Origin of the sequence: Bifidobacterium amazonense, from assembly GCF_018555435.2 — a bacterium.
GTDB lineage: Bacteria > Actinomycetota > Actinomycetes > Actinomycetales > Bifidobacteriaceae > Bifidobacterium > Bifidobacterium amazonense.
On sequence record NZ_JAFEJT020000045.1, the window covers coordinates 1 to 26420 of the forward strand.

19 protein-coding genes are annotated in these 26420 nt (G+C 67.2%); 6 read left to right on the top strand and 13 right to left on the bottom strand.

Going from position 1 to position 26420, the window contains the following annotated elements; genetic code table 11:
• A partial coding sequence (locus JS533_RS09845; protein WP_241514240.1) for a LacI family DNA-binding transcriptional regulator occupies positions 1-240 on the bottom strand: 240 nt, incomplete at its 3' end.
• Positions 241-393: 153 nt separating this feature from the next.
• On the opposite strand from JS533_RS09845, the gene JS533_RS09850 reads away from it, so the two are divergent.
• Complete coding sequence (locus JS533_RS09850; RefSeq protein WP_241514241.1) at positions 394-1983, top strand: type 2 periplasmic-binding domain-containing protein; 1590 nt, start codon at positions 394-396, stop codon at positions 1981-1983.
• A gap of 128 nt (positions 1984-2111) precedes the next feature.
• On the opposite strand, the gene JS533_RS09855 is transcribed toward JS533_RS09850, so the two are convergent.
• The 7 genes from JS533_RS09855 to JS533_RS09885 all read right to left on the bottom strand — a co-directional run bounded on the left by JS533_RS09855 (position 2112) and on the right by JS533_RS09885 (position 11644).
• The gene (locus JS533_RS09855; protein WP_241514242.1) at positions 2112-3725 is read right to left on the bottom strand and encodes an AtzH-like domain-containing protein; all 1614 of its coding nucleotides are present in this window, start codon (positions 3723-3725) and stop codon (positions 2112-2114) included.
• Positions 3722-4951 carry an acetamidase/formamidase family protein gene (locus tag JS533_RS09860; RefSeq protein WP_241514243.1) on the bottom strand — a complete coding sequence of 410 codons (1230 nt, stop codon included), beginning with the start codon at positions 4949-4951 and terminating at the stop codon, positions 3722-3724. Before JS533_RS09860 ends, JS533_RS09855 begins: the two co-directional genes overlap by 4 nt.
• Before the next feature lie 64 nt (positions 4952-5015).
• Positions 5016-6359 carry an allantoinase AllB gene (gene allB, locus JS533_RS09865; protein ID WP_241514244.1) on the bottom strand — a complete coding sequence of 448 codons (1344 nt, stop codon included), beginning with the start codon at positions 6357-6359 and terminating at the stop codon, positions 5016-5018.
• A gap of 1 nt (position 6360) precedes the next feature.
• Positions 6361-7668, bottom strand: a complete 1308-nt coding sequence (locus JS533_RS09870; RefSeq protein ID WP_241514245.1) for a Zn-dependent hydrolase — start codon at positions 7666-7668, stop codon at positions 6361-6363.
• A gap of 87 nt (positions 7669-7755) precedes the next feature.
• Positions 7756-9018 (bottom strand): pyridoxal-phosphate-dependent aminotransferase family protein, encoded by a 1263-nt coding sequence (locus tag JS533_RS09875; protein ID WP_241514246.1) that lies wholly within the window; start codon positions 9016-9018, stop codon positions 7756-7758.
• A 202-nt stretch (positions 9019-9220) separates the two neighbouring features.
• Complete coding sequence (locus JS533_RS09880; protein ID WP_241514247.1) at positions 9221-9952, bottom strand: aspartate/glutamate racemase family protein; 732 nt, start codon at positions 9950-9952, stop codon at positions 9221-9223.
• A 105-nt stretch (positions 9953-10057) separates the two neighbouring features.
• Entirely contained in the window at positions 10058-11644 is a 1587-nt protein-coding gene (locus JS533_RS09885) for an NCS1 family nucleobase:cation symporter-1 (protein ID WP_241514248.1), read from the bottom strand.
• 296 nt (positions 11645-11940) lie between these two features.
• Between JS533_RS09885 and JS533_RS09890 the strand changes: the two genes are divergently transcribed.
• Entirely contained in the window at positions 11941-12888 is a 948-nt protein-coding gene (locus JS533_RS09890; RefSeq protein ID WP_241514249.1) for a MurR/RpiR family transcriptional regulator, read from the top strand.
• 203 nt (positions 12889-13091) lie between these two features.
• On the opposite strand, the gene JS533_RS09895 is transcribed toward JS533_RS09890, so the two are convergent.
• The gene (locus JS533_RS09895) at positions 13092-14141 is read right to left on the bottom strand and encodes an alpha-arabinofuranosidase (protein ID WP_241514250.1); all 1050 of its coding nucleotides are present in this window, start codon (positions 14139-14141) and stop codon (positions 13092-13094) included.
• Between the two features lie 276 nt (positions 14142-14417).
• On the opposite strand from JS533_RS09895, the gene JS533_RS09900 reads away from it, so the two are divergent.
• Positions 14418-17198 carry an alpha-L-rhamnosidase gene (locus JS533_RS09900; protein WP_241514251.1) on the top strand — a complete coding sequence of 927 codons (2781 nt, stop codon included), beginning with the start codon at positions 14418-14420 and terminating at the stop codon, positions 17196-17198.
• A 317-nt stretch (positions 17199-17515) separates the two neighbouring features.
• On the opposite strand, the gene JS533_RS09905 is transcribed toward JS533_RS09900, so the two are convergent.
• A complete protein-coding gene (locus JS533_RS09905) occupies positions 17516-18706 on the bottom strand; it encodes a LacI family DNA-binding transcriptional regulator (RefSeq protein ID WP_241514252.1) in 1191 nt (396 codons plus the stop codon).
• Positions 18707-19028: 322 nt separating this feature from the next.
• Here JS533_RS09905 and JS533_RS09910 point away from each other — a divergent pair, with 322 nt between their 5' ends.
• From JS533_RS09910 to JS533_RS09920, 3 genes are all read left to right on the top strand, one after another.
• Entirely contained in the window at positions 19029-20399 is a 1371-nt protein-coding gene (locus JS533_RS09910) for a glycoside hydrolase family 27 protein (RefSeq protein WP_338024183.1), read from the top strand.
• Between the two features lie 34 nt (positions 20400-20433).
• The gene (locus JS533_RS09915; protein ID WP_241514254.1) at positions 20434-22896 is read left to right on the top strand and encodes an alpha-L-arabinofuranosidase C-terminal domain-containing protein; all 2463 of its coding nucleotides are present in this window, start codon (positions 20434-20436) and stop codon (positions 22894-22896) included.
• A gap of 170 nt (positions 22897-23066) precedes the next feature.
• Positions 23067-24722, top strand: coding sequence for an MFS transporter (locus tag JS533_RS09920; protein WP_241514255.1), 1656 nt, complete (start codon positions 23067-23069; stop codon positions 24720-24722).
• Here the strand turns inward: JS533_RS09920 and JS533_RS09925 are convergent.
• From JS533_RS09925 to JS533_RS09935, 3 genes are all read right to left on the bottom strand, one after another.
• Positions 24701-25642, bottom strand: coding sequence for an EamA family transporter (locus JS533_RS09925; RefSeq protein WP_241514256.1), 942 nt, complete (start codon positions 25640-25642; stop codon positions 24701-24703). The two genes, JS533_RS09920 and JS533_RS09925, sit on opposite strands and share 22 nt — an antisense overlap.
• Before the next feature lie 78 nt (positions 25643-25720).
• Positions 25721-25915: a hypothetical protein gene (locus tag JS533_RS09930; RefSeq protein WP_241514257.1), complete on the bottom strand. Its 195-nt coding sequence runs from the start codon at positions 25913-25915 to the stop codon at positions 25721-25723.
• A 46-nt stretch (positions 25916-25961) separates the two neighbouring features.
• Positions 25962-26420 (bottom strand): transposase (locus JS533_RS09935; RefSeq protein WP_241514258.1); only part of this gene is annotated, 459 nt, incomplete at its 5' end.

Here is a 26420-nt window from a genome sequence, read left to right on the forward strand (position 1 = left end):
GTGGGCGAGCTGGGCGGAGAAGGGCAGTTCGAGATCGTGCACGGCCACGGCGATGACGTTGCTGCGGCCGAGGCGCAGGCTGCGGGCGGACGCGTTGCCCTGATAGTGGAGCCGGCGCGCGGCCTCGCGTACCTTGGCCGCGGTCTCCGGTCTGACCTGCGGGTTGCCGCGCAGCGCGTACGAGACGGTCGCCGTCGAATAGCCGGTGGCTTTCGCGATGTCGGCGATGGTGGCACTCATAACAACTCCTTATGCACACGCTTGTCGACGGAATGATTTGACAAGCTTACAACATCATTCTATATTAAAACTAATCGATTAAGTTAATCGATTAGGAAACGACCGGGCCGGCGTGAACCGACCCTTGAAGAACGAAGGCAAAGAGGTTCAACGATGAGCGTTTCATTCAAGAACGCAGGACGCGCCGGTAAGCGCATGCTCGCCGCCGTCGCGGGTGTGTCGGCGCTGGCCATGGTGCTCGCCGGCTGCGGCAACACCAGCAAGGGCGAGACCGACGCCAACGGCAAGCCGCTGGTCAAGGTCATGGTCATCACCAACTCCGCCACGCGCAAGATGAACACCATGACGTGGTGGAAGAAGCTCGAGGCCGCGTGCGACTGCTCCATCAAGTGGCAGCAGGTCGACGGCACCGCCTGGGACCAGCAGAAGAACGCGTCGCTGGCCGCCGGCGACGTGCCGGACCTGACGATCTGGGGCTTCGGCAAGACCGACTTCTCCAAGAACCAGGGCCTGTTCGAGGACCTCGCCGACGACCTCGACAAGATGCCGAACGCCAAGAAGTACCTCGAAGAGGACAAGGACGCCAAGAACTTCGCCACCGACACGCAGGGCCACATCTACCAGATCCCGTCCGACGCGTCCTCCCGCATGAAGGTCAACGTCAACGGCCAGTCCATGATGATCAACAAGACCTGGCTCGACAAGCTGGGCCTCAAGGTGCCGACCACTTGGGCCGAGCTCGAGAACGTGCTCGAGGCCTTCAAGACCAAGGATCCGAACGGCAACGGCAAGGCCGACGAGATCCCGTTCACCATCCGCGCGCTCAACTCCTCCGGCTTCGGCTGGTGGGACCCGTACCTGCTGCTCAACTCCACCGGCATCTCCACGCAGATGTCCAGCGTGGGCGGCCAGGGCATCTACGTCAAGGACGGCAAGGTCGGCAACTTCATGCTCACCGACAACTTCCGCGAAGTCACCGAATACCTGCATGAGCTCATGAGCAAGGGCCTCATCCCGGCCGACGCCCTCACCAAGGCCGACGACAAGTACAACGCCGAATGGACCGGCGACGGCAAGACCGCGCAGGTCGGCGTCGCCTTCGGCTGGAACACCAACGCCTTCGGCACGCTCAAGGACCAGTACGTCTCCATGCCGGCCCCGGCCGCCCCGGGCGCCAAGGCCACGTGGGAGCCGAGCGTCGCCGACGTCTACAACGGCGCCGCCGTCAAGGCCGACTCCCCGTACAAGGACCAGGTCTTCAAGATCATCAACGAATGGCTTGACCCCGACGTGAGCATCCAGTCCTACTTCGGCGACTTCGACAAGTACGTCACCAAGAACGGCGACAACGACTACACCGTCAAGCCCGAGGCCTCCGCCGACTCGTCCGTGCAGGTCGCGCTCGCCGACCGCGGCCTCGCCTGGCTGCGTCCGGGCCTGAAGATCTCCGGCGTGCCGGACATCGACGCCTCCAACAAGGACTGGCCGATCTACAAGGACTACCAGCCGACCTCCGTCAAGGACTACATGCCGCAATACCTGACGCTGGGCGACGACGACTCCAACACCGTGGCCAACAACAACACTTCGATCTTCACCTACGCGATGCCGATCATCGCCAAGTGGATCAAGGACGGCGGCCTCACGGACGACTCCTGGAACAACTTCCAGAAGGAGCTCAAGTCCCTGAACATCGAACAGAACGTCGAGATCTACCAGAAGCTGTACGACAGCGCCAAGTGATGTCGATATAAGTCAAGTCGATGTGAGGATGCCCCGGTACGCGACGGCGAACGTCACGTGCCGGGGCATTGTCATGCGGTTGGATACGGGGCCTTCGTGCTTGGTAGGGGTTCTGGCGATTCCGCCGGCTACCTCGTCGAGCGACGGTAGAGGTCTTTGGCGAGTTCGATCAGCGCGCGGTCCGAGCCGGCCGGGCCGATCAGGCATGCGCCGCACGGCAGTCCGTCCGCGGTCTGCAGCGGGATGTTCACCGCGGGCAGTCCGCCGATGCCGGCGATGCCCGTGAGCCGCAGCGTCTGCGCGCGCGCACGCTCCACCTGCTCCACGTCGCCGTCGTTGACCAGCAGCGGCGCCACGGACGATGCGGAGGGGATCAGCAGCGCGCGCTCGCCGATCAGCCCGCGCACCAACGTGCGCGCCGAGGCGAGACGTTCGAGTCCGCGCCGATAGGCCTCCTCGGAGATCGTCCGGTCGTGACGGAAGCGTCCGGCGATCTCCGGGGCGAGGGAATCCCAATGGTCCTGCACCCATGCGCCGTCGGCCCGCCATGCCTCGAAGCCGCGCACCGTCTGGAAGATCGACAGCATCTCGTCGAGCATCGCCATGGTGAACTCGGCGGCCCCGGTCCCGTCCTGCGCCACCGCGTCGCGGAATGCGGCGAACGCCGCGCGCACGTCCGGCTCGGCCGCCTCGTCCAATGCCGGGCAGACGGCGAGCTCTTTGATCGCGTCCACGGGCTCCCGTTCGGGCATGAGCGCCTTGGCGACGAATCCCAGCGTCTGCGCGTCGCGCGTCATCCAGCCGACCGTGTCGAACGAATCGGACAGCGGATGGATGCCGTTCCTGCTGATGCGGCCGTGCGTGGTGCGGATGCCCCACAGCCCCTGATAGGAGGACGGGATGCGGATGGAACCGGCCGTGTCGGTGCCCAGGCCGATCGTCGCCTGGCCCAACGCCACCGCGGACGCCGGTCCGGAGGACGATCCGCCGGAGACATGCGCGGGGGCCTTGGGATTCGGCGGCGTGCCGTAATGGACGTTCGCGCCGGCCAGCGAATAGGCGAACTCGTCGGTCTGCGCGATGCCCAGCAGGTCCGCGCCCGCGTCGAGCAGCAGTTCGACGGCGTCCGCGTTGCGCTCGCACACCGGAGCGCCGGCCAGAAAGTCCGGATTGCCGGCGCCGATGCGTTGCCCGGCCACCGCGTACAGATCCTTGATCGCGACGGTCATGCCGGACAGCGGTCCCGGTTTGCTGGCCGAGACCAGCGGGGCGCCGACCACGCGCCAGATGCGACGGTCGATCGCCGGCGACGGATAGGTCAGATGGGCGGCGACGATCTTCCAGCACGGTTCGGTATCGCCGGCCTCGCGCAGCCTGGTCCACACCTGAGTCTGGATCACCTGTCCGCCGGCGGTCTTGTCGAATTCGGAGACGGTGACCGCGTTGTTCTCGTCCAATTGCCGGGTCACACGGCGACGCAGCGTACGCGACGGGGCCCCGCCGCGGCGCGCGCGGAACACGGTGATCGCGTTATGGCTGACCAGCATGCCGGAACCGTCCGAACGCACCACCGGAACGTCCTCGGGATCGTCCGCGAACAGGGCGGACATCGCGGCCTTGTCGTCCGCCATCAACGCGCGCTCGTAACGGTCCATCGCCCGGCGCAGTGCCGGGTCGAGCGCGTCCGCGTTGTCGAAGACGGGACGCTGCCCGTGCGTCGCCGAAATCCTGCCGTTGCTCATCGTGCGTCCCCTTCCCGTCCCGCAGGACCCTTGAGCGCCTCGATGGCGCGAACCACGTCATCATAGGCCGGGCAGTCGCGGAACATGGACAGGTCGATCAGGCCATGCGCGCCCTTGACGATGTCCACCGCCTGGGTCACGTCGAAGTCGACCGCGGCCGATAGCAGCAGATACGTCTGTTTGCGGTCGATGGAGAACATGGTCGACACCATGTCGATCGCGTGCTCGACGCTCTGCGACAGCGCGTCGTCGAGCGTGTCGCCGAACCCGAGCGGAATCAGACGGCCGTCGGCGAACGCGAACGGCAGATCCGTGCGGCCGAACAGCGATTTGGCACGCTGCGCGGGCACGACCTCGACATGCAATGTGGCGCGCAGCGACGCCTCGAGCGCGGTCAGCGACACCTCGCCGTTGCCCTGCGCGAAATGCGGGTCGCCGATGTACAGGCCGGCCCCTTCGACCTGGACCGGCAGCAGCAGCGTGGAGCCCACGGTCAGATTACGCAGGTCGACGTTGCCGCCGTACGCCGCCGGCGGGATCGAACTGGGCCGCTCGCCCGAGTCGGGCGTCACGCCGGTGATGCCCAGGAACGGGTGCATGTCGAACCGGATGACGGGGTCGGGGCCGTTGGGGTCGTTGCCGTTCGCCGGCTCGCCGCTCGCCAGGCGCGCGTGGAACCAGGCGGTCCCGGCGGCCTCGTCGGCGTGGCAGAACTGTCCGTAATTGCCGTCGAAGTCGTCCGATCCCGCCAGCACGCCGCGCGCGTGGCGAGTCGAGATCACGCCGTACGGCACGCGGCACGTCAACGCGGTCGGCGTGACGGCCAGCAGGTCGCCGGGGTGCGCGCCGGGCACGCGGATCGGTCCGACGACCACATGCGGGCCGTCGGCCGCGGGATCGCGCGGCACCGACGCGGCGATCCGGACGGCGTCGGAGAGCACCTGGTCCTCGGGCACGCCGTGGCCGCCGAAATAGGCGACCGGATCGGATCCCTGATCGGGCAGCAGCCCCTCGTGGCTGACCGTGTCGATCACGACGTCGCCACCGGGGGCGACCTCGCCGACCGCATGACGTTCCAGATCGTCGCGGCTGGGCAGCCGCCCCCACAGCACGTTGCCCGGATCGGATGGAATATAGTTGGCTCCGGCCGGCACCTGCTCGCCGGACTGCAGGATGACGGGCCGCGGCTTGGCGGCGCACCCTGCGGATTCGTGTTCTTGGCTCATCGCGTTCCTGTCTGCTTCCTGCTCGCTGTTCGCTCGCTGTTCGCCTGTGTCTGCCCGCGTCCGGCTACGGTCGACGGATCAGATTGGACGGGTCGCCCGCGGCGTTCACGTCCACCGTGCGCCCGCCGATGATGGTGCGCGAGATGGGGCCGTTGAGCACGGCGCCGTCGAACGCGCTGATCGGATTGCGGCTGAGCAGTTCGTCGGCGTGGACCGTGAACGTGTCGTCGGGGCGGATGATCGCCAGGTCCGCGCGCTTGCCGGGGGCGATCGCGCCGCGGTCGTGGAAGCCGGCGAATGCGGCCGTGTTCGCGCTCATCCAACGCACCGCGTCCGCGAGCCCGAGCCCGCGTCGGCGCGCGCCGGTGAGCACCGCGCGGAATCCGACCTGCAGGCTGGAGACCCCGCCCCATGCGGTGGCCAGCGTTCCGGCCTTCATCTTCGCGTCGGCCGGCGAATGGTCCGTGGCGACGAAGTCGAGCGTGCCGTCGACAAGCCCCTGCCACAGACGGTCCTGCTCGTCGAGGCTGCGGATCGGCGGGCAGCATTTGAACGCCGTGTTCCCGTCGGGGATATGGTCGCAGTCGAGCGTCAGATAGTGCGGGCACGTCTCGGCGGTCAGCGGCAGGCCCTTGGCCTTGGCCGTGCGGATCTCGTCCACCGAGGCGCCGCAGGAGATATGCAGCAGATGCGTGCGGCAGCCGGTCCGTTCGACGAGCCGGGCCACCTGCGCCACTGCGGCGGCCTCGCATGCGGCCGGACGCGATTCGACGAAGCTGCGGTAGGAGTCGGTGATATGCCCGCCGTGCGCGGCGAGCTCGTGCGGATCCTCGGCGTGGATGATGAGCTGTCCGCCGAACGAGGCGATCTCGCGCATGGCCGCCTCCAGCTTCGGATAGGCGAGCGAACCGTATTCGTCCACGCCGCTGGGCGACAGGAAGCATTTGAAGCCGAACACGCCCTCGTCCCACAGGCGGCGGAGCATGCCCGTGCCGAGGTTCGTCTCGTCCACGCCGCCCCAGAAGCCGAGCTGCGTGTGCGCCTTGTGCTCGGCGCAGGCCCGTTTCATGTTCAGCGCGTCCACGGTGAGCGTCGGGGGGTTGGAATTGAGCGGCATGTCCAGCACGGTGGTGACGCCGCCGGCCGCGGCGGCCTTGGTGGCGCAGTCGAAGCCCTCCCATTCGGTGCGGCCCGGCTCGTTGATGTGCACGTGCGTGTCCACGATGCCGGGGATGAGCACCTCGCCGTTGGCCAGGCGGACCGTCTCGCGCGCCGCGGCCGGCGCGTCGTCGGCGACGCCCTTCGTGACGTCGGTGATCCGGCCGTCGTCGATCGTCACGGCGCCGTTGATCTCGACGCCGCCCGCCAGCATGCGGCCGACGATCCTCAGGTCATGCATGTCGCTCATCTCACGCCCCCATTCCCAGTACGATGTCCGCGGTCAGCGGCTGCCGTTCCGCACGTTCGTGCAGCCGGTCGGCCACGTTGAGGATCGCGCGTTCGAACGCCTCGGCGCCGTAGGCCACGTCGTCCTCGCGCACGGATTCGAGCGGGCTGTGGCTGATGCCGCCCTTGCAGCGCACGTACAGCATCGCGATCGGTAGGAGCCCCGCCACGGCCATGCCGTCGTGGCCCGGATAGCTGATCAGTCCGAACGCCTCCTTGCCTTCGGCCTGCTCGATGCCCTGCTCGATGCAGGATCGCAGGAACGGGTCGCATTGCGCGCTGTCGGCCGTGTGGATGCAGGTGCGTTCCATCGTCACGCCGTATTCGGCGCACACGCGGTCGGCCATGGCCCAGATCCGCGCGAAGGTCTCGTCGCGCAGCTCGTCGGTGCCGGCGCGCAGGTCGAGGCTGAACGTGGCCTTGCCGGCGATCACGTTCACGCCGCCCGGTTCGGCCGAGATCTCGCCCACGTTTGCGCGGGTGCCGGCGCTGCGGCTGATCTCGTCCACGCCGGCGATGATGTTGGCCGCCGCGGTGAGCGCGTCGTGGCGCAGGTCGTACGGCGTGGCGATATGGCTGCTCAGCCCGTGGATCGTGACCATGTAGCGGCTGGCGGCGGCGATCGAGCTGACGGAGGAGAGCGCGCGGTCCTTCTGTTCGAGGATCGGGCCCTGCTCGATATGGAACTCGAGGTAGCCGATCGCGTCCTCGACGCTGTGCGCGGCCTCGGCCACGCGGTCGGGATCGAGGCCGAAGTCGGTGAACGCCTGGCGCATGGTCACGCCGTTCGCGTCCGTCAGATCGAGCCATTCGTCGTTCCAGCCTCCGCCCAGCGCGTAGGATCCGAGCAGCGTGGCGCCGAAGCGTGCGCCCTCCTCGTCGCCGAAGCCGACGACCTCGATCGCGAACGGCAGCGACGCGGTCGCGCCGGATTTCACCAGATGCTCGGCGACGGACAGCGCGGTGATCACGCCGAGGATGCCGTCGTACTTGCCGGCGTCCGGCACGGAATCCAGGTGGGAGCCGAGCACCAGCGCGGGCAGGCTGGGCTGGTTGCCCTCGGCGCGGCCGCGCAGGTTGCCGGCCGGGTCGATGCTCACGGCGAGGCCGGCGTCCTTCATCCAGCCGCCCACCAGCTCGTACGCCCGCGCCATTTCAGGCGACAGGTACACGCGTTCGATGCCGCCGTCCATGCTGGTCAGTTCGGCCAGCCGGTCGCATCGTTCCATGATCGTCGCGGCCGCGTCCTCGGCCCATTGCGTTGCACTCATTGTCCCTTGCCTCGATTCCGGTTGCGTTCGGTGATGTTCCTGATTGTTCGTCGATGTCGCCGTCCTGCGGCGTCTTCCGGCCGGCGGCTACTCGCCGTAGACCTCGAGGGCCGCTTCGATGCCCTTGTCGGTGCTGACCTTGACGCCGTTGCGTTCGAGCACGTTGCCCAGCGCCGCCGCGCAGGTGAGCACCGCGTCCTTGCGCGCGTTGACGCCCATCACGCCGATGCGCCAGATCGTGCCCTTGAGCGGGCCGAACGAGGAGGCGATCTCGACGGAGAAGTCGTTGAGCAGCTGCGCGCGGATGGCGGCGTCGTCCACGCCGTCGGGGATGACCACGCCGACCACGTCGTTCATGCGGTGCGACTGGTCGCCGTACAGCTTCAGGCCCATGCCCTCGATGGCCGCGCCCATCGCCCGGCCGTTGAGCTCGTGGCGCTTGATGGCGTTGTCGATGCCCTCCTCGCAGATGATGCGGGCGGCCTCGTGCACCGCGTACAGGGCGTGCGTGGCCTCGGTGTGGTGGTTGAGGTGGCGCGGGCCCCAGTAGTCGAAGATCTGGGCCATGTCGAAGTAGTTGCTGTGGATGCGGTCGGCGTCGGGGGCGATCTCGCCGGCGTTGGCTACGCCGGCCTCGATGCTGCGGCGCTCGTTGATGACCTCGACCGCGCGGTCGGACACGGTGATCGGGGCCGAGCCGGACGGGCCGCCCAGGCACTTCTGCATGCCGGTGGTGACGATGTCGAGGCCCCAGGCGTCGGCCTGCATGTCGTTGCCGACCAGGGAGGCCGTGGCATCGGTGTACAGCAGTGCGCCGTACCGGTGACAGATGTCGCCGAGGCCTTCGAGCGGCTGGCACATGGTGGTGGAGGTGTCGCCCTGCACGGTGGCGACGAGCTTCGGTCTGACCTCCTTGATGGCGGCCTCGATCTCGGACAGCGTGAAGACCTCGCCCCACGGCCGTTCGATGACGTGCACGTCGGCGCCGCAGCGTTCGGCGATCTCCTTGAGCAGCATGCCGAAACGGCCCGCGCAGCACACGAGCACCGGGTCGCCGGGGGCGAGCACGGAGACGAGCGCCGCCTCGATGGCGGAGCGGGAGGTGCCGTCCACGACCATCGTCTGCCGGTTCGAGGTCTTGAAGATGGTGCGGAACATGGCCTGCACCTCGCCCATCACCTTGAACATGTAGGGGTCGAACTGGCCGACGGTCGGCTTGCTCATGGCGGTGAGCACGCGCGGGTCCACGTTCACCGGTCCGGGCGCCATGAGCAGGCGGTGCGGCGGGTTGACGGGCTTGATCTTCGAGGTGTCGATCGCTTCGGTTGTTGCGGTTGCTTCGGTTGCCATGATGTGCTCCTTGCCGTTCGGACTTCCGTTGTGATGAAAATTATTTCAGCACTGCTCCAAGTCTGAAATTTTTCATTCATGTTAACGTCAGTTTTCACGCCGGCCGATATGCCACGGAACAAGCCATGCAAAAAGCCGTTCCGGAAAGGTGTTCCGGAACGGCTTCGGGCAAAACGAGAAGACCGGGAGACGGCGGGACGGCTCAGCGGCTGAACGGCTCGAGCAGGCCCACGACCCGCTTCGCCGGAGGCTGCGCGAACTCGTCGCGCTTGGAGGTATGCGCGCCGATGCGGACCATGGCCTCGACCAGTGAGGTGGCCGCCGCCACGCCGTCGATCACGGGCAGTCCCAGCTCCCGTTCCAGCCGCTCGCACATGGCGGCCATGCCGGCGCAGCCCAGCACGATCGAATCGGGCGAGGTCTCGGCGATCGTGCGCTCGCATTCGGCCTTCAGCGCGGCGTACGAGCCCTCCGGATCCTCGTCGAGGCCGAGCACCGGCACCTCGCAGGCCCGGTAGGCGACGCAGGCGCGCGAGAAGCCGTACTCGTCCACCAGATCACGCGCCCGTCCCAGCGTGCGCCCGAGCGTCGTGACGATCGCGAACGAACGGCCGAGGAAGCTCGCAGCATGGAACGCGCCCTCGGCGATGCCGATCACCGGTCCCGAGGCGAGCTCGCGCGCCGCGTGCAGGCCGGGGTCTCCGAAGCAGGCGAGCACGTATCCGTCGCAGCCGTCCGCCTCGCCCTTGCGGATCTCGTCCATCACGCCCACCGCGGCCAACGCCTCGTCGCTGTGCGATTCGATCGACACCGGGCCCATCTCGGGGCTGACCGCCTCGATCTCGACGTCAGGGGAGACGCTGGCACGGGCGGCGGCCTCGATGGTGCGCGTCATGGACCATGTGGTGTTCGGGTTGATGACCTTGATCTTCATGAAGGATTGCCTCCGGAGGGGTGTGGCATGGACGGGTATGGGGGTAGGTATGGAGAAGGCCCCCTGCCGGGAGCCTTCGTCGGTCGGGCTGCGGGTGGTCGGCGCTCAGTCCCTGGCCGCCGCGCCGTCGTTGACGGTCGGGTCGTCGGCGGACAGCGCCATCATCTGCGGGCGCTTGGCCTCAAGCAGGCTGAAGATCACGAGGCCGAGGCCGGCGCCGATGAACCAGCTGAAGTTGGACAGCCAGGTCACGTCGACGACGCCCATCTGCTTGAGCGGCGAGGGCAGCACGGCGCACATGATGGACGGGATGCCGGCCAGAACGATCGCGGCCACGGCGTTCGGGTTGAAGCCGTTGCGGTACCAGTAGCGGCCCTTCGGGTCCATGGTGAACATGTCGTCCACGGCGATGCGCTGGCGGGAGACCACGAAGTAGCCGGCCACGAGGATGCCGAACAGCGGTCCGATGAGCGAGCCGAGCAGGTCCAGCGTGTAGTGGATGGCCTGGTCGTTCGAATACCAGTTCCACGGGGTGATGATCACGGAGCCGACCGCGGCGATCATGCCGCCGGTGCGCCAGCTGATCTTCTGCGGGTTGACGTGGGAGAAGTCGAAGGCCGGGGAGACGAAGTTGGCGACGATGTTGATGCCGACGGTCGCCACGACGAAGGTCATGCCGCCGAGCAGGATGGCGACGGACGTGTCGATGCGCTCGACCGTCTTGATCGGGTCGGTGATCAGCTCGCCGAACACCGGGACGGTCGCGGACGCGCACACCACGGTCAGCAGGGAGAAGACGAGGAAGTTGACCGGCAGACCCCAGAAGTTGCCGCGCTTGACCTCGCCGTAGGTCTTGCCGTAGCGGGAGAAGTCGCCGAAGTTGAGCATCGGGCCGGAGAAGTAGGAGACGACCAGCGCGATGGCGGTGATCATCACCGGGATCGACTCGACGAAGCCCATCGGCGCGCCGCTGGAGAGGTTGAGGTCGATCGCGCCCAGACCGCCGGCGCGGGCGACCAGGTAGATGGCGAGGATGAACATGACCGCGTAGACCAGCGGGCCGGCCCAGTCGATGAACTTGCGGATCGTGTCCATGCCGGTCCAGAACACGCATGCCTGCGCGACCCACAGGATGCCGTAGGAGATCCAGCCCAGCGCGGACAGGCCGAGGAACGAGTAGTCGGTGGCCAGCGTCTGGGAGGCGGGGATGAACTTGAGGAAGATGATGTTGAGCGACTCGCTGGCCAGATAGGTCTGCACGCCGTACCAGGCCACGGCGATGACGCCTCGGATGACGGCCGGGATGTTGGCGCCCTTGACGCCGAACACGAAGCGCATGGTCACCGGGAACGGCACGCCGGCGCGCTGGGACGGCTTGGCGATGAGGTTGACGAGCATCTGGACGATCACGATGCCCACGATGAGGGCGATGAACACCTGCCAGCTGGCGATGCCGAGCGCGAACAGGCTGCCGGCGGTCACGTAGCCGCCCACGGAGTGCACGTCGGACATCCAGAACGCGAAGATGTTGTACCAGGACCAGGTCTGGTGCTTGAGCGGGGCCAGGTCGGCGTTGGCGAGCCGGGGATCGTAGCCGTCCTTGATGACGGTGACGTCGGCGGGCTCGACGGGTTCGGTCGGTGTCGGTGCGGGCTTGGCGAGGCCCTTCGGTCCGATGGTGATGGAGGTCATCGTGCGCTCCTTAGACGATGCGGATGCTGCTGTGTCGTGCTGCTGTGTTGTGCTGCCCGGTCGGTCCGGTGGGTTGCGGAACCGTGGATTCCGCCCCGGCGGACGTCTTGAAAAACGATGACTCCATTAACCGAAATGAATATTTCAATCGGCGCGATTCGTAAATTTCAATTTCATTTCCTTGCGTCCGTTCGGGGAACATGTTCGACACATTTCCCCGGATTCGCCCCGCAAACCGGCGGAAAGGGGGCAAATTCGTTTACGCGCGGGAAATATGGGTCCGCAAAAGTGCAGTTATGGAAGCTGAAAGAAATTATTCAGACCTGGTCGATCACGGCCCCGAAAGCACTGCCCGCGATGCTGCCGACGCCTCCGATGCCGCCGACGCCGCAGTCGGCCATCGGGACGACCCCTCCGGCGCGCTGGACCGCATCCGCCGGTCCTTCCCGTCGCTGACCGCCACCGAGCAGGAGGCGGCGCGCTTCATCCTCGGGCATCTGACCGACGTGATGATCTGCACGTCGGCGGAGCTCGCCGAACTGTCCGGCGTATCCCAGCCCACCATGAGCCGCCTGTACCGCAAGCTCGGCTACGCGAACGCCGGGGAGTTCCGCAGGGACATCCGCCGCGTCCATCAACCCGGCGCTCCCGAGATCGGCAACATGGACGAACACGACGGCGACATGGTCGGCGAGCATCTGCGACGCGATCTCGACAGTCTCACGCGCACCTTCTCCCGTCTGGGCGAAAGCGACGTCCTGCATGCCGCGGCAAGCCTGCGCGACGCGCGACGGGTCGGCGTGGTCGGATTCCGCAACGGCTACCCGGCGGCACTGCACCTGCGCGAACAGCTGGTCCAGCTGCGCGGCGACGTGCACGTGCTGCCCGAGCCGGGACAGAGCGTCGCCGAGGAACTCGTCGACTACGGTCCCGACGATGCGGTGGTGCTGATCGGCGTGCGCCGCCGGCCCGAATTGTTCGCCCGCGTCGCCGCGTCGCTCGCGGCCGCGCATGTGCCGACGATCGTCATCGGCGACGCCACGGTGCGCACGCTGCCGGAATGCGCGGACGCGACGGTGTTCGAGGCCGATCTGAGCACGCGCGTGCTCTCGAGCTACACGGCGGTGTTCGCCGTGGTGTCGCTGCTGGTGGACGCCGTGTCCGATCTGGTCGGGGCCGCCGGCGCCGAACGCATCGCCTCGATCAACGACCGGTTCCGCGAGCTGGGCGAGCTGGAGCGTTGACGGCCGACAAAAGAAAACCCGGCGGGGAGAAGCCGCCGGGCGAAGAAAGGAGAAGAGAGAAAGAAGAAGGATTTTCAGTTATGTGGTGCGGTCTGTTCGGCCGTGGTTCCCATATAACCGCACGATTCATGGCGAATCATGCGGGTTGGCTGGGAACTGTCTGTGAATCGTGCCAATCCGGCGGTCGTCACAGCGTCGCGGCATCACAGCGCGAACGCGGCCTCCACGGCGTCGTACTCGGCGGCCGTGATCGGCAGGATCGCGCCGTGGCGCTTCTTGAGCCCGCCGAAGTCGATGTCGTCGGCGACGGCCCAGTCCTGCGGGTCGCGGCTGGACAGGTCGGCCGAGCGGAACGGCAGGTAGCCCTTCGCCTCGGCGTACTGGTCGCACATCAGGCCGTAGCGCATCTCGCGGCCGTTGATCGTCTTGACGTCCGCATCGTTGTAGCGGAACAGCTCCGGGCCCTCGAGATAGTGCCACGAGTAGCGACCGTTGCCGAGGATGTCGGTGAGCGAGCCGACGTACGACCACTGCTGGTCGTCGTCCGTGCGCAGCACCTCGTAGGTCGGGGCGTACGGGTTGCGCGTGCGCTCGATCGTGATCTCGGAATCCTTGGACGCGCGGTACCACCAGCCGTCGTCGTCGCGCAGCATGGTCGAGTCGATCACCACGTTCTTGCGGTCGATCCACTTGACCGGATCGGAGAACGTGACGAGGTCCTTGCTGGTCGCGTAGTACATGTTCGTGCGGTCGCCGAGCTCGTTGTCGAGCGGGCTGCCGGGCTCGTCCTCGTTGGTCTTGGTGGCCCAGAACACGATCCACTGCTCCTTGTCCGGATCCCAGCTGGCCTCCGGCGCCCACGCCATGCCCGCGCCCGGGATCTTCGAGGCGACGTCCACGAGGCGCGGCTCGCTCCAGTGCACGAGGTCGGGGGAGTCCCAGATCACCAGGTCGGTGGAGCCGTTCGTGGTGGCGCCGTCATGCGGACCCCAGCCGCCGCGGTAGTGGATGGACAGGTCGGTGGCCACGATGTGGAAGCCGCCCTTCGGATCGCGCACGATGTGCGGGTCGCGGGTGCCCTTTTCGCCGCCGAGCCAGGTCAGCGCCGGCTTGCCGGCCGGGCGCAGGTCGTGCCACTTGACGCCGTCGCGGCTGAGGGCGAAGTACAGCTGCTCGTCCATCGGCGTCTTCTCGTCGCCGATGAAGTGCACGAAAAGGTACGCTTCGGTCTTCGGGGTGTTCGTCTCGCTCATGTCTCGTGCTTCCTTGTCTTCGGGATGCGGTCGGTGCGGATCGCGCGGGCGGGAATCGCGGCTCGCGTCGATCAAATATGTAACGGTACATAATTATATGTACGACACGCGGGAACGCGAGTCGGCGCGTTTTTGCTGGGTTGCTGGGGTTGCTCCGCGCGTGACTCGGCCGGCGATCGCCGGCCTGCTGTATGTATCGATATGATGCTACGATATGGTGCTTGTCGATATACGAAGCGGGCATATTCCGTTTTGTTACTTCAACGATGGAGTTCAATGATGGCAACGAAAACGTCGAGCATTGAGGTGGTTGTCGGAACAAGCGCGGCGACTTCCGGCCGTTCCGGGGATTCCGGAGAGGTCGGAGTGGTCCCGGGGCTGGGGACGAACGGTGGTCGCATCGCCGGCAGTCGCACGGGCATCGTCGCCGACATGATCGCCGGACCGGACGACGAGATCGTCAACGACACCGGCATGCGCCGGCCGCCGGTCATCGCCCGATCGCTCGAACTGGACGCGGCCCCCGCCCGCGCATTGCTGCACGTCAGCGCGCACGGACTCGTCGAAGCCGACGTCAACGGACGCAAAGCCGGCGACGACGTGCTCACGCCCGGCTGGACCGTCTACGGCACGCGACTGCCCGTCTGGACCTACGACGTGACCGGTCTGCTGCACGCCGGCCGCAACATGCTGCTCTTCCGACTCGCCGACGGCTGGTACCGCGGCCGCATCGGCTTCGGCGACGGACAGGAGGACTGCTACGGCAGCCGGCTCGGCCTCATCGCGCAGCTCGAGATCACCGACGCGCGCGGCACTACGACCGTCGTCGCCAGCAACGCCGACGACGGACTGTGGCGTGCCGCATACGGGCCGATCGTGTCCAGCGGACTGTACGAGGGCGAAACGGTCGACGCGCGCGTCGCGCTGCCGGCGTGGGATGATGCGGAAGCGGCGGTCGCCGGTGCGGTCGGCTCCAGCGGCACGCCCGACGGTGTGGCCGGTAGCGGCGCGGACGCCGATGCGACAGGTGCCGACGGAATCGGTGTCGGAAGTGCAACTGTCGATCCGGCGACGGACCAAGCCGTGAATCGTTGGCAGCCCGTCGAACGGCTCGACTTCGACCGATCGACACTGTATCCGGCCGACGAGAGCACCGCCGTCCGCTGCGTCGGCGAACGTGAGCCCGTTGCGATCAGCCGGCTCGCCGACGGCCGCTGGCTCGTCGACTTCGGCCAGAACTGCACGCAGCGCGTCGTGCTGCGCATTCCGGACGTTCCGGCCGGGCACGAAATCGACATCCAGCACGTCGAAGTGCTCAACCCCGACGGCACGCCCGCCACACGCCCGCTGCGCCGCGCCGTCCAACACGACCGGTACATCGCCTCCGGGCACGAATGCGACGGCGGCAAGGCGACACGGTGGGAGCCGAGCTTCACGATGCACGGCTTCCGCTACGCGGTGATCGGCGGCTGGCCGGAAGGCCTCGACCTGACCGCCGCCGACCTGCATACGCGCGTATACAGCTCCGCGCGCACACGCCTCGGCTGGTTCTCCTGCTCGTCCGACCGCGTCAACCGGCTGCACGAGAACGTGCGCTGGTCGATGCTGTCCAACTTCGTGTCGATCCCCACCGACTGCCCCCAGCGTGACGAACGCTTCGGCTGGACCGGCGACATCGCCGTATTCGCGCCCACCGCCGCCTACCTGTATGACGTGACCGGGTTCCTCGACAGCTGGCTCGACGACGTGGCCATCGAAACCGACCAATGGGGCACCGTGCCGTACTACGTGCCGTATCCGTATCCCGGCTGGGGCAAGCCCGACGCGGTGGCGCTGTGGGGCGACGCGGCGACGATGGTGCCGTGGGCGCTGTACATGGCCACCGGCGACTCGGGCCTGCTGCGCCGCCACCTGCCGCTGGCGACGCGATGGATGGACCAGGTCGCGGGACTGCTTGCCGACGACGGCGTGTGGGATCGCGAACCGGACGTGTGGTGCGGCCAGCTCGGCGACTGGCTCGACCCGACCGCCCCGCCCGACGACGCCGCCCGCGCGATGACCGAGAAGCCGCTGGTCGCCACCGCGTTCGCCGCGCATTCCGCCGATCTCGTGGCGCGCATGCTGCGGGTGGTCGATGGGACCGCCGGGGTTGCTGCCGGGGACGACGCGGGCGTGTCCCTTCCGAATGGGTCGATTGCGGGCATGCCGGCCGCACATGACGCCGCATACTATGGACGGCTGGCCGCACACATTCGCGCCGGATTCCGCGCACGGTTCGTCCGCGCCGACGGCCGCATGACCTCCGACACGCAATGCGCGTATGCGCTCGCGATCGCTTTGAATCTGCTGGATGATGCGGCGAATGATGCCGAAGCCGGCGAAACCGGCATCGGACGGACCTCGGATGCATGCACCGCCGAAGGCGCGCGGCTGCGCGCGATCGCCGGCGAGCGGCTGGCCGAACTTGTGCGCGAGCGCGGCTTCGTGGTCGGCACGGGCTTCGCCGGCACGCCGTACGTGATGGACGCGTTGTGTGCGACCGGTCACGCGGACGAGGCGTTCTCGCTGTTCCTGTCCGACAAGTGTCCCTCGTGGCTGTACCAGGTGCGCATGGGGGCCACGACCACATGGGAGCGCTGGGATTCGATGCTGCCCGACGGCAACGTGAACCCGGGCGACATGACCTCGTTCAACCATTACGCGCTTGGCTCGGTGGCCTCGTGGATGCACGACGCGATCGGCGGTCTGCGGGTCTCCGGTGCCGGTTGGCGCGAGGTGACGGTCGCGCCGCAGATCAAGGCCGCGCTCGCGCACGGCCTGACCTCCGGTTCGGCGGCGCATGAGACGCCGTTCGGCCGGGTCGAGGTGTTGTGGAAGGCGGGGTCCGGTGCAGCTGCTGGCGAAGGCGTGAACTCCGCCGGTTGCACGATCGACGTCACGGTGCCCGATGGCGTGAAGGCGGTGCTTGCGGTGTCCGGCGTTGTTGACGCATCTGGAACCGCGGTTCCCGTTGGCACATCGCTGGCCGCAGGCACGTACCGCTTCCATCTGCTGTAGTGCTCCGCCGGTCTTGCTGTGACGGGTGTGAGTCCCTGAGTCGCTTCGCGACGGATCCCTGACAAGGGGCGCCGAGGAAAGGTCGGGTGCGATCTGACGAAGTGCTGGCGGGCGCCGCGGCACTGTGCTCTGCCGATTTGGCCTGTTTGCGAGGGTATCTTGCAGTTCTAGGTCATTCCGGTCGGTAGAACGCTCCTGCGCTTCGACCGGAATGGCGGAATTCCAATGATCGGTCTGCCGGATGGCGCCTGGATACCTGCGCTGATGACCTAGAACTGCAAGATATCCTTTGAAACAGGCCAAAACCGGCAGGGGGTCTATGCCGCGGTGGATTCGCGGGCCATCAGGCGGTAGCCGATGGTGGCCCGCACCGGCTGATCCGGTGCTGCGGCCGAGACGTCCGCGGATTCGCCGGTGCCGGCGGCGTTGCGCCGTTCGATGCGGCGGGTGATCATGTCGAGCGCGAATTGGGCGAGTTGGTCGAGATCGACTTGGATGGTGCTCAGCGTCGGTGTCGAGTATGCGCCGAAGCTCGTGCCGTCGATGCCGATCACCTTCACGTCGTCCGGCACGCGCAGCCCGCGGTCCTTCAGCCCGCGGATCACGCCGAACGCCGCATAGTCGTTCGCACAGAACACCCCGTCGAACGCGGTCTCGGCGTGGACGGGGAATTCCTCGGACGCCGATGCAGAATCGTGATGGGATGCCGGTCCGTCGACCGGTTCGTCGGCATGGTCCACGCCATTCGCGGCGCGCGCGGCGAGAATCGCGTCGCCGATCGCATGGCCCGCCTTGATGCCGTCATCGCTGTTGTATCCGTAGAACATGATCGATTCGTCGTAGGCGAGTCCGGAGTCCAGCAGCGCGCCGCTCGCACCGCGCAGACGCAGCCCGTACGAGTGCTCGACGTGGGCGAGCGTCGCGCGCGGCACGAATTCGCCTCCGACGATCGCGATATGCCGGCATCCGCGTTCGATGAGATGCTGCACGGCGGCCCGTGCGCCCTCCTCGTTGGGGAAGTTCACGGTGTCGACGCTGGGCGTCTCCTCGCACCCGTCGATGAGCACGAGCGGGCGGCCCGAGTTCATGCGGGCGAGCGGCAGGTTGGTGCCGAGTCCGGAGGCGTGGATGATCTCGCCGTCGAACAGCTGGTCGGAGAACGGGTTGCTGGTGAGCGCCCGTTCGGCTGCGGTGGGCGAGTACCGGGTCTGTTCGACGAACGGCGTGAGCCCACGTTCGGTGGTGGCCGTGGCGAGCGCCTGCACGAGCTTGGAGTAGAATGGCGAGTCGAATTCGTTGACGATGATGTGGATGATGTTGCTGCGGCCTGACTTGAGCATGCTGGCCGTCAGGTTGATGCGGTAGTCGAGCCGTTCGGCGGCCGCGAGCACCTTGGCCCGGGTCGATTCCTTGACGCCGGCCTTGCCGTGCAGCGCGTTCGACGCGGTCATGGGGGAGACGCCGGCCGCGGCCGCCACGTCGCGCAGGGTCGGTTTGCCGTTTGCCATGATGGTCTCCTTCGTGATCGTGCGCGACCGTGCATGGTCGGCCGTCCGGTCGTCGTGACCGGCCGATGCTGTCTGATGCTGGCCGCGGCCGGCATGGTTGCTTGTTGTTGGTATGTAACGGTATGCAGAAAGTCGCTGCTTGTAAAATCGTGGTTGCGTGTCGCAGAACGTTGTAATATCGGGCGACTCTCCGAAATGCCTGCTGGTTGTCGTATTGAGATTTGCCGATAAAATATGTATCGGTACATATTGCAGAATGATTGCCAAACGCAAATGAAAGCAGGTCACAATGGCGAATCTTCCCCAGGCATGGCGCCCGCCGATGGGCTGGAATAGCTGGGACTCCTACGGCACCACCGTCAACGAGGAGGAGGTGCTCGCCAACGCGCGGTTCATGGCCGAGCACCTCAAGAGCGCCGGCTGGGACACGCTGGTCATCGACATCGACTGGTACGACCCGACCGCCCGCGCCCACGGATACAACAGCAACGCGCCGCTCATCCTCGACGAATACGGCCGCCAGCTGCCCGACCCGGTGCGCTTCCCGTCCGCCGCGGACGGCAAGGGCTTCGCGCCGCTCGCCGCCGCCGTGCACGAGCTCGGCCTCAAACTCGGCGTGCATATGATGCGCGGCATCCCGCGCCTCGCCGTCGACCGCAACCTGCCCGTGCTCGGCACCGAGTACACCGCCAAGGACGTGGCCGACCTCGAGCACGTGTGCAAGTGGAACCCGGACAACTACGGCCTCAACCAGGCGCATCCGGGCGCCCAGGCCTGGTACGACGCGCAGCTCGACCTGTTCGCCTCGTGGGGGCTCGACTTCCTCAAGGTCGACGACATGCAGACCCCGTTCCACTCCGACGAGATCGCCGCGTACCACCGCGCCATCGCCAAGGCCGAGGCCAAGTACGGCCGTTCGATCGACCTGTCCCTCTCTCCCGGCGGCTGGGTGGCGACCAGCTACGTCGACTTCCTGCGTGAGAACGCGCAGATGTGGCGCATCTCCGACGACCTGTGGGACCGCTGGGAGGACATCTACCAGCAGTTCGCGCGTCTCGCCCGCTGGGCCCCGTTCCAGACGACCGGCCACTGGGCCGACGCCGACATGGTGCCGTTCGGGCACATCGGGCTTCGCGCCGAGCGCGGCGACGACCGCCAGTCGCGGCTGACCTTGGACGAGCAGAAGACGCTGCTCGCGCTGTGGTGCATGGGCCGCTCGCCGCTCATGGTCGGCGGCGACCTGCCGACCAGCACGCCCGAAACGATCGAATTGCTCGCCAATCCCGCGTTGCGCGAGGTGCTCGCCGGATCGACCAACAACCGCGAGACCGTGCGCGAACGCATCTTCAAGCACTGGTGGGAGGACGACTCCTACCGCGGTGAGTTCATCGTATGGGCGGCCGACGCGGCCGACTGGGCCGACGGCACGCCGTCCGCGCACGCTGGCGGCCACTACGCGGCCCTGTTCTGGACCGGCTCCGACGACTTCGAAATCGGCGGCAACATCCAGCTGCAGTCCATCGTCGGCCTCGACGCGCGCGACGCGGACTGGACGCTCACCGACCTGTTCGCCGGCGCGCCCGGCAAGCCCGCCGACGTGCGCATCGAAGGCGAGGGCGCGGACCGCGTGATCACCGGCACGATCCCGGCGCATGGCGCGCTTTGGATCGCCCTCGATCCGATCGCCGCGTAACGCAGCCTGCATCAATCATCAAAGGAGACTTTTCATGACGGACAAACTCATCGCGACGCTCGACAAGGCGGGCGTGCGCAAGGTCAGCACCGACCTGTGGGGCATTTTCTTCGAGGACATCAGCTACTCGGGCGACGGCGGTCTCAACAGCGAGCTCGTGCAGAACGGCGCGTTCGAATACAACCGCGCCGACAAGAACGACTGGAGCAACTACACCGCGTGGCGCAAGATCGTGCCCGCCGGCTCGTTCGCCGCGTTCGGCGTGCGCGAGGCCGCGCCGGTCGCCGTCGAGAACCCGCATTACGCGGTCGTCGAGGTCGGCTCGGTCGACGGCGGCCCGGCCGCGCTCGAGAACATCGGCTTCGACGGCATGGTGTTCCGCGCCGGCGAAACCTACCACTTCTCCGTATGGACGCGCGCCCACGGCAAGGAACTGCCGCTGACCGTCGCCCTGCGCGGCGACCACGGCGAGACGCTCGCCGAGGCCGCGCTCATCGCGCCGGCCTCGTACGCGGGCGGCGACTGGTCGTGGCTCGAAGCCGATCTCGCCATCCCGGCCCAAAGCGGTGCGTCCGCCTCGGAAGCCGGCGGAGCCTCGGCCCCCTCGGCTGAGGGGGCTGTCAGCGAAGCTGACTGGGGGAGCGTCACACCCGACTCCGCCCTCCCCATCGTCGCCACCCAAGGCACGCTGCGCGTCGCGTTCGACGAGCCCGGCACCGTCGACGTCGACTTCGTCTCCTGCGAGCCGCGCACCACGTACAAGGGCCTCGAACACTTCCGCCCGGACCTCGTCAAGGCGCTTGACGAACTTCATCCGCGCTTCATGCGCTTCCCCGGCGGCTGCATCACGCACGGCCTCGGCATGAGCAACATGTACCACTGGGATCGCACCATCGGCGACGTCGAACACCGCCCGCACAACTTCAACGTGTGGGGCTACCACCAGTCGTTCCGCATCGGCTTCTACGAGTACTTCCGCCTGTGCGAGACCATCGGCGCCAAGCCGCTGCCCGTGCTGCCGGCCGGCGTGAGCTGCCAGAACACCAGCCAGGGCCCCGTGCCGGTCGCGCAGGAGGACATGCCCGCCTACATCGACGAGGTGCTCGGCCTCATCGACTTCTGCAACGCCGACCCGGCCACCAACGCGTGGGCCGCCAAGCGCGCCGAAATGGGACATCCGGAGCCGTTCGGGCTTGAGTATCTCGGCATCGGCAACGAGGATCTCATCGACGACGTGTTCAAGAACCGCTTCCAGCAGATCTACGACGCCGTCAAGGCCGCGCACCCCGAAATCACCGTCGTCGGCACCGTCGGCCCCGCGCCGAGCGGCCAGGACTACGAGCAGGGCTGGGCGTACGCGCGCGAAGCCGGCATCCCGATCGTCGACGAACACTCCTACCAGGCGCCCAGCTGGTGGTTCCACAACCTCGACCACTACGACGACGCCGATCGTCAGGGCCCCAAGGTCTACCTCGGCGAATACGGCTCGTGGGGCACCGGCCTGATCAACGGCCTGTCCGAAGCCGCGTTCATGGGCCGCATGGAATTGAACGGCGACGTCGTGCACATGGCGTCGTACGCGCCGCTGTTCTGCAAGAACGGCCACGACAGCTGGAACCCGAACCTCATCTACTTCGACAACGAGCACGTCTACCATCCGTACAGCTACTGGGTGCAGCAGATGTACGCGACCACCACCGCCGACACCGCGTGGCCGGTCGCGCTCGACGGGCCGACCACGTTCCGCCGCGACCTGCCGAACACGATCGGCCTGCGACTCGACGGCGGCGCGCACGCCGACTTCGCCGACTTCTCGATCGAAACCGCCGACGGCACGCGCGTCGACCTGCCCGACGTGCAATACCGCGGCAACGGCCCGATCGACCTCGGCGTGAACCTCAACGCCGACGCGTACACGATCCGCGCCAAGGTCACCTACCACGAGGGCATGTGGGGCGTCAACATCGTCTCCGGCGACATCAACGGCAAGAACCACAACCGCACGTCGCTCGGCCGCGGCTTCGGCCTCGGCCTCATCCGCGACGGCGCCGGCTACAACATCGCCGGCACCGAAGTGTCGATGGACGCCGTGCGCCCCGGCACCGTGTGGGACGTGCGCGTCGACGTCGCCGACCGCGGCGAGACCATGAAGCTCACCATCAACGGCGAGGTCGTGGCCGAAGGCCGCGAGGTCGCGGACGAGCCGCGCCGCACCGTGTCCGTCTCGCGCGACGAGGCCGCCGGCGTCGACTACGTGCGCATCGTCAACGCGCTCGCCGAACCGGTCGACGTCGACCTGACGCAGGTGCTCGACGAACTCGGCGTAAGCGAATCCGCGCGCGCCACGGCCGTCGCGAACGTGCTCACCGGAGCCGACCCGTACGCCGGCGACAAGGGCACCGAATCACCGACGCACCCCGTGTCCCACGAAGCGAACCTCGCGTCCGGCACATACGCCGCGCCGGCCTGGTCGTTCACTACTCTGGTGATCAGGTAGTCCATATATCGCGCGAATGCGCGGACAGCCGCCCGCATCCACGGACTTCGGAACCGTGGGTGCGGGCGACCGCATATCGGCTCCCTGCGTGCGGGCGATCCCCGTCGCAGGGAGCCTGCCGTTGTCCGTCGCGAGAGAAGCGGCGAACATGACCAGCAAAGGAGCCCACCTTGGCAGACGTCACTTTGACAGACGGCGACGATCGCCGTCATCGTCACGGCAGCAGCCGGTCCGCCGGCGGTCATCACGACGACGGCCGACGCGACGACGGCCGGCACAGCAGCGACAGCAAGGCGCTCGCCGCCGCGGTCGCAACCCCCGGGCCGCGCAAGATCACCATGCGCGAAGCCGTCGGATTCGGCATCGGCGACTTCTACGGCGGCGGACAGCTCACCATCTCGGCCACCTACCTGACGCTGTTCTGGACGCGCTTCTGCGGCATGGACATCGGCACCGCGCAGACCGTGGTCGGCCTGAGCGCCATCATCAGCGCGTTCGCGGCGCTCCTGTTCGGCGTCTTCGACGACAACCTCTACCGTTACCCGATCGGCCGCCGGTTCGGCCGACGCCGGCTCATGCTGCTCGTCACGTCGCCGCTCATCCTCACCGGCATCCTGCTGTGGATCCCCGGCCTGCCGCTCGGCGTGTACTTCGCGGCCTACGCGCTGTGGGTCGTGCTCGGCCAGTCGTTCGCCACCGGATACAATCCGCTGCCGGGCGAAATGACGCCCGACTTCAACGGGCGCACCACACTGTCCACCACGCGACTGTTCATTTCCACCGGCGCGGGCACGCTCATCCCGCTCGCCGGCAGCGCGGTGCTCGCCGTATTCGGCGAAACACGGCCCGGCGGCTACATGGCGTTCACCATCACCACCACCGTGCTGTTCGCGCTCGCCGTGTTCGCCGCATGGCGGTTCACCTGGGAGATGACGCCCGAGGAGGCCGGGTTCGGGGCGTACGCGCGCGGCGAGATCCGCGACGGACACATCGGGCTGGCCGGCTGGTGGCGGCGCGCGCTCAAGGTGCTGCGCGAATACGCGACCACCCTGCGCGTGGCCGTGTTCCGCAAGCATCTGGCCATCTACCTGCTCGTGCAGGTGTCGATGGACGTGTTCGGGCAGACGTTCGTGTTCTTCGTGGTCTACAACTGGAACCACACGGCCGCGTTCGCCTCGCTGCTGCTCGGCTGCCTTGCGATCTCATTGCCGCTCATGCCGCTGTTCGGCATCGGCATGACCCGGCTCGGCCCCAGACGCATGTACGCGATCAACTTCGCCGGGTGCCTGAGCGGACTGGCATGGCTGTTCGCCGCGTGGATGCTCGCCGGCACGATGCCGGACGTGGGATGGACCGTGTTCGCCGTGGCCGGCGCGGTGTGGTTCTTCGCGTTCAAGGCCCTGTGCGGCTACCTGCCGTGGGCCGTGTTCCCGTACATAGCCGACGTGGACCAGATCGTGACCGGGCGCTACCGGTCCGCCACGTTCTCCGGCATCCAGTCCTCGTTCCGGCAGCTGTGCTCGGGGCTGGCGACCATCGCGGTGGGCGCGGTGCTCTCGTTCGTCGGCTTCGACTCGACGCGTGCCGCGCAGACGCCGGAGGCCCGCATCGGACTCGGCGCGGTGCTGCTCGGCTGGTTCGCGTTCGCGATGATCGTATGCTGGATCATCTCCTCGCGCCTGACCATCGACAAGCGCACCGACGGCATCGTGCTTAACGAGATCACCCGCCTGCGCAACGGCGGCAGCAAGGCCGACGTCGAACCGGAGACCCGGCGGGTCGTCGAATCGCTGACCGGTCTGCCCTACGAACGGTGCTGGCGGTAGGGCAAAGCGCGGCTCTGCCGGACCAGATCGAAGGTATAGACGGCGAGTGCGAGCCAGATCACCGAAAACGAGACGAAACGGTGCGCGGGCACCTGTTCGCCGAGCACCAGAATGCCAAGGATCAGCTGAATGGTGGGGGTGATGTACTGGGTGAAGCTCAGCAGCAGGAACGACGCATGCTTGACCCCGTACGAGGTAAGCACGAGCGGGATCACCGTAAGCAGTCCACAGCCGGCGAGCAGCGCCCACACCCACCACGGTTCCCCGCCCGGCACGCCGAACCGCGGCTGCGCGGCGAGCATCACGAAGGCGATGGGCGACAGTACGCCGGTTTCGAACGTCAGCGATTCGAACGGGTCGAGCGGCACGAACCGTTTGATCAGACAGTATCCGCTATAGCTGAACGTCATCAGCATGGCCACGCCGGGCACATGCCCGGTGTCGATCACGTACAGTGCCGCGCCCGCAAGCGCGATGAGCATGGAGACGACGCCGAGTCGTGTGGTGTGTTCGCGCAGCAGCATGAGCGCGAGCAGCATGTTGATGATCGGCAGCAGGAAGTTGGCGGCGCTCGCCTCCGAGGTGCGTCCGATGGAGACGAGATAGATGTAGACGACCCAATCCACGGTGACGAGCACGGCCGCGGCCACCGCCATCCAGAAGATCCTCGGCGTGCGCCACATGTCGCGGACGTGTCGCGCGAATCGCCCCCAACGGCCGGTGGCGAGCATGAACGGCAGCATGACGGCGGCCGCGGTGACGATCCGGTACAGCATCACGTTCATGGACGGCACGCTTGCCAGCGCCGCCCAGTACAACGGGAACATGCCGTAGACGAAGGCCGCGACCAGCGTCGCTGCGACGCCCTGCGGCGTCTGTGCCACCTGGTTGCCCGATAGGGGGTTCTTCTCATTGTTCACCGGACGATGATATCGCGGCGGTCGGCATCCGAACGGGCCTGCGGGCGGCGGCAGACGGTTCTCCGGGCGTTCCCGGGTTCAGCCCCGGGACGTTGGTTTGCCGCCATGGGACGGGGTCGTCGTGTCCTCGCAGTCCAGCCACGCCGTCAGACGGTCCGCGTCGGTCCGGCGGATGAACCGGAAGTGCAGTTCGTCGTTGCCATTGGTGACGAACAGCGGCATCGTCAGCGTTTCGACGCCGCGCGATTCGCGCCACAGCGCCGTTTCCCGCACGACCGCCTGCACGCGCGAGCGGCGGGTGACTAGTACATTGTCGGGTTTAATTGTTGGGGTATAGGTGGCGGAGTTTGGTTCTGGCGTCGGTGGTGGTGAAGTGCCAGTTGACCTGTCGTTGGGTGTGGTTGGTGGTTTGGGTCCATGCGGCGAGTTCCCGGTTGAGGGTGTCGAGGTCGCCGATGCGGCGGTTGAGGCATTGCCGGGAGAGGCATGACAGTTCGATTTCGGCGATGTTGAGCCATGATCCGTGTTTGGGCGTGTGGTGGATCTCGAGGCGTTGGGCGAGACGGAACGCCTTGGCGGGCTCGAACGCGTGGTAGAGGCTGTGGATGCCGTGGGTGTTGAGGTTGTCCATGACGAGCACGACCTTCGCGGCGTGCGGGTAGTGCACGTCGAGAAGCCGTTCGACACCCTTGGCCCAGTCCTCGCGCGTGCGCGTGGGCAGGGCGTACGCGTCGCGCCATCCGGCGAGCGGTTCGGCCCACACGAAGATCGAGCAGGA

What these genes read in the sequence shown, in the direction of transcription:
- JS533_RS09850 (WP_241514241.1), top strand. Translation starts at nt 394, where the DNA reads ATGAGCGTTTCATTCAAGAACGCAGGACGCGCCGGTAAGCGCATGCTC.
- JS533_RS09855 (WP_241514242.1), bottom strand. Translation starts at nt 3,725, where the DNA reads ATGAGCAACGGCAGGATTTCGGCGACGCACGGGCAGCGTCCCGTCTTC.
- JS533_RS09860 (WP_241514243.1), bottom strand. Translation starts at nt 4,951, where the DNA reads ATGAGCCAAGAACACGAATCCGCAGGGTGCGCCGCCAAGCCGCGGCCC.
- allB (WP_241514244.1), bottom strand. Translation starts at nt 6,359, where the DNA reads ATGAGCGACATGCATGACCTGAGGATCGTCGGCCGCATGCTGGCGGGC.
- JS533_RS09870 (WP_241514245.1), bottom strand. Translation starts at nt 7,668, where the DNA reads ATGAGTGCAACGCAATGGGCCGAGGACGCGGCCGCGACGATCATGGAA.
- JS533_RS09875 (WP_241514246.1), bottom strand. Translation starts at nt 9,018, where the DNA reads ATGGCAACCGAAGCAACCGCAACAACCGAAGCGATCGACACCTCGAAG.
- JS533_RS09880 (WP_241514247.1), bottom strand. Translation starts at nt 9,952, where the DNA reads ATGAAGATCAAGGTCATCAACCCGAACACCACATGGTCCATGACGCGC.
- JS533_RS09885 (WP_241514248.1), bottom strand. Translation starts at nt 11,644, where the DNA reads ATGACCTCCATCACCATCGGACCGAAGGGCCTCGCCAAGCCCGCACCG.
- JS533_RS09890 (WP_241514249.1), top strand. Translation starts at nt 11,941, where the DNA reads ATGGAAGCTGAAAGAAATTATTCAGACCTGGTCGATCACGGCCCCGAA.
- JS533_RS09895 (WP_241514250.1), bottom strand. Translation starts at nt 14,141, where the DNA reads ATGAGCGAGACGAACACCCCGAAGACCGAAGCGTACCTTTTCGTGCAC.
- JS533_RS09900 (WP_241514251.1), top strand. Translation starts at nt 14,418, where the DNA reads ATGATGGCAACGAAAACGTCGAGCATTGAGGTGGTTGTCGGAACAAGC.
- JS533_RS09905 (WP_241514252.1), bottom strand. Translation starts at nt 18,706, where the DNA reads ATGGCAAACGGCAAACCGACCCTGCGCGACGTGGCGGCCGCGGCCGGC.
- JS533_RS09910 (WP_338024183.1), top strand. Translation starts at nt 19,029, where the DNA reads ATGGGCTGGAATAGCTGGGACTCCTACGGCACCACCGTCAACGAGGAG.
- JS533_RS09915 (WP_241514254.1), top strand. Translation starts at nt 20,434, where the DNA reads ATGACGGACAAACTCATCGCGACGCTCGACAAGGCGGGCGTGCGCAAG.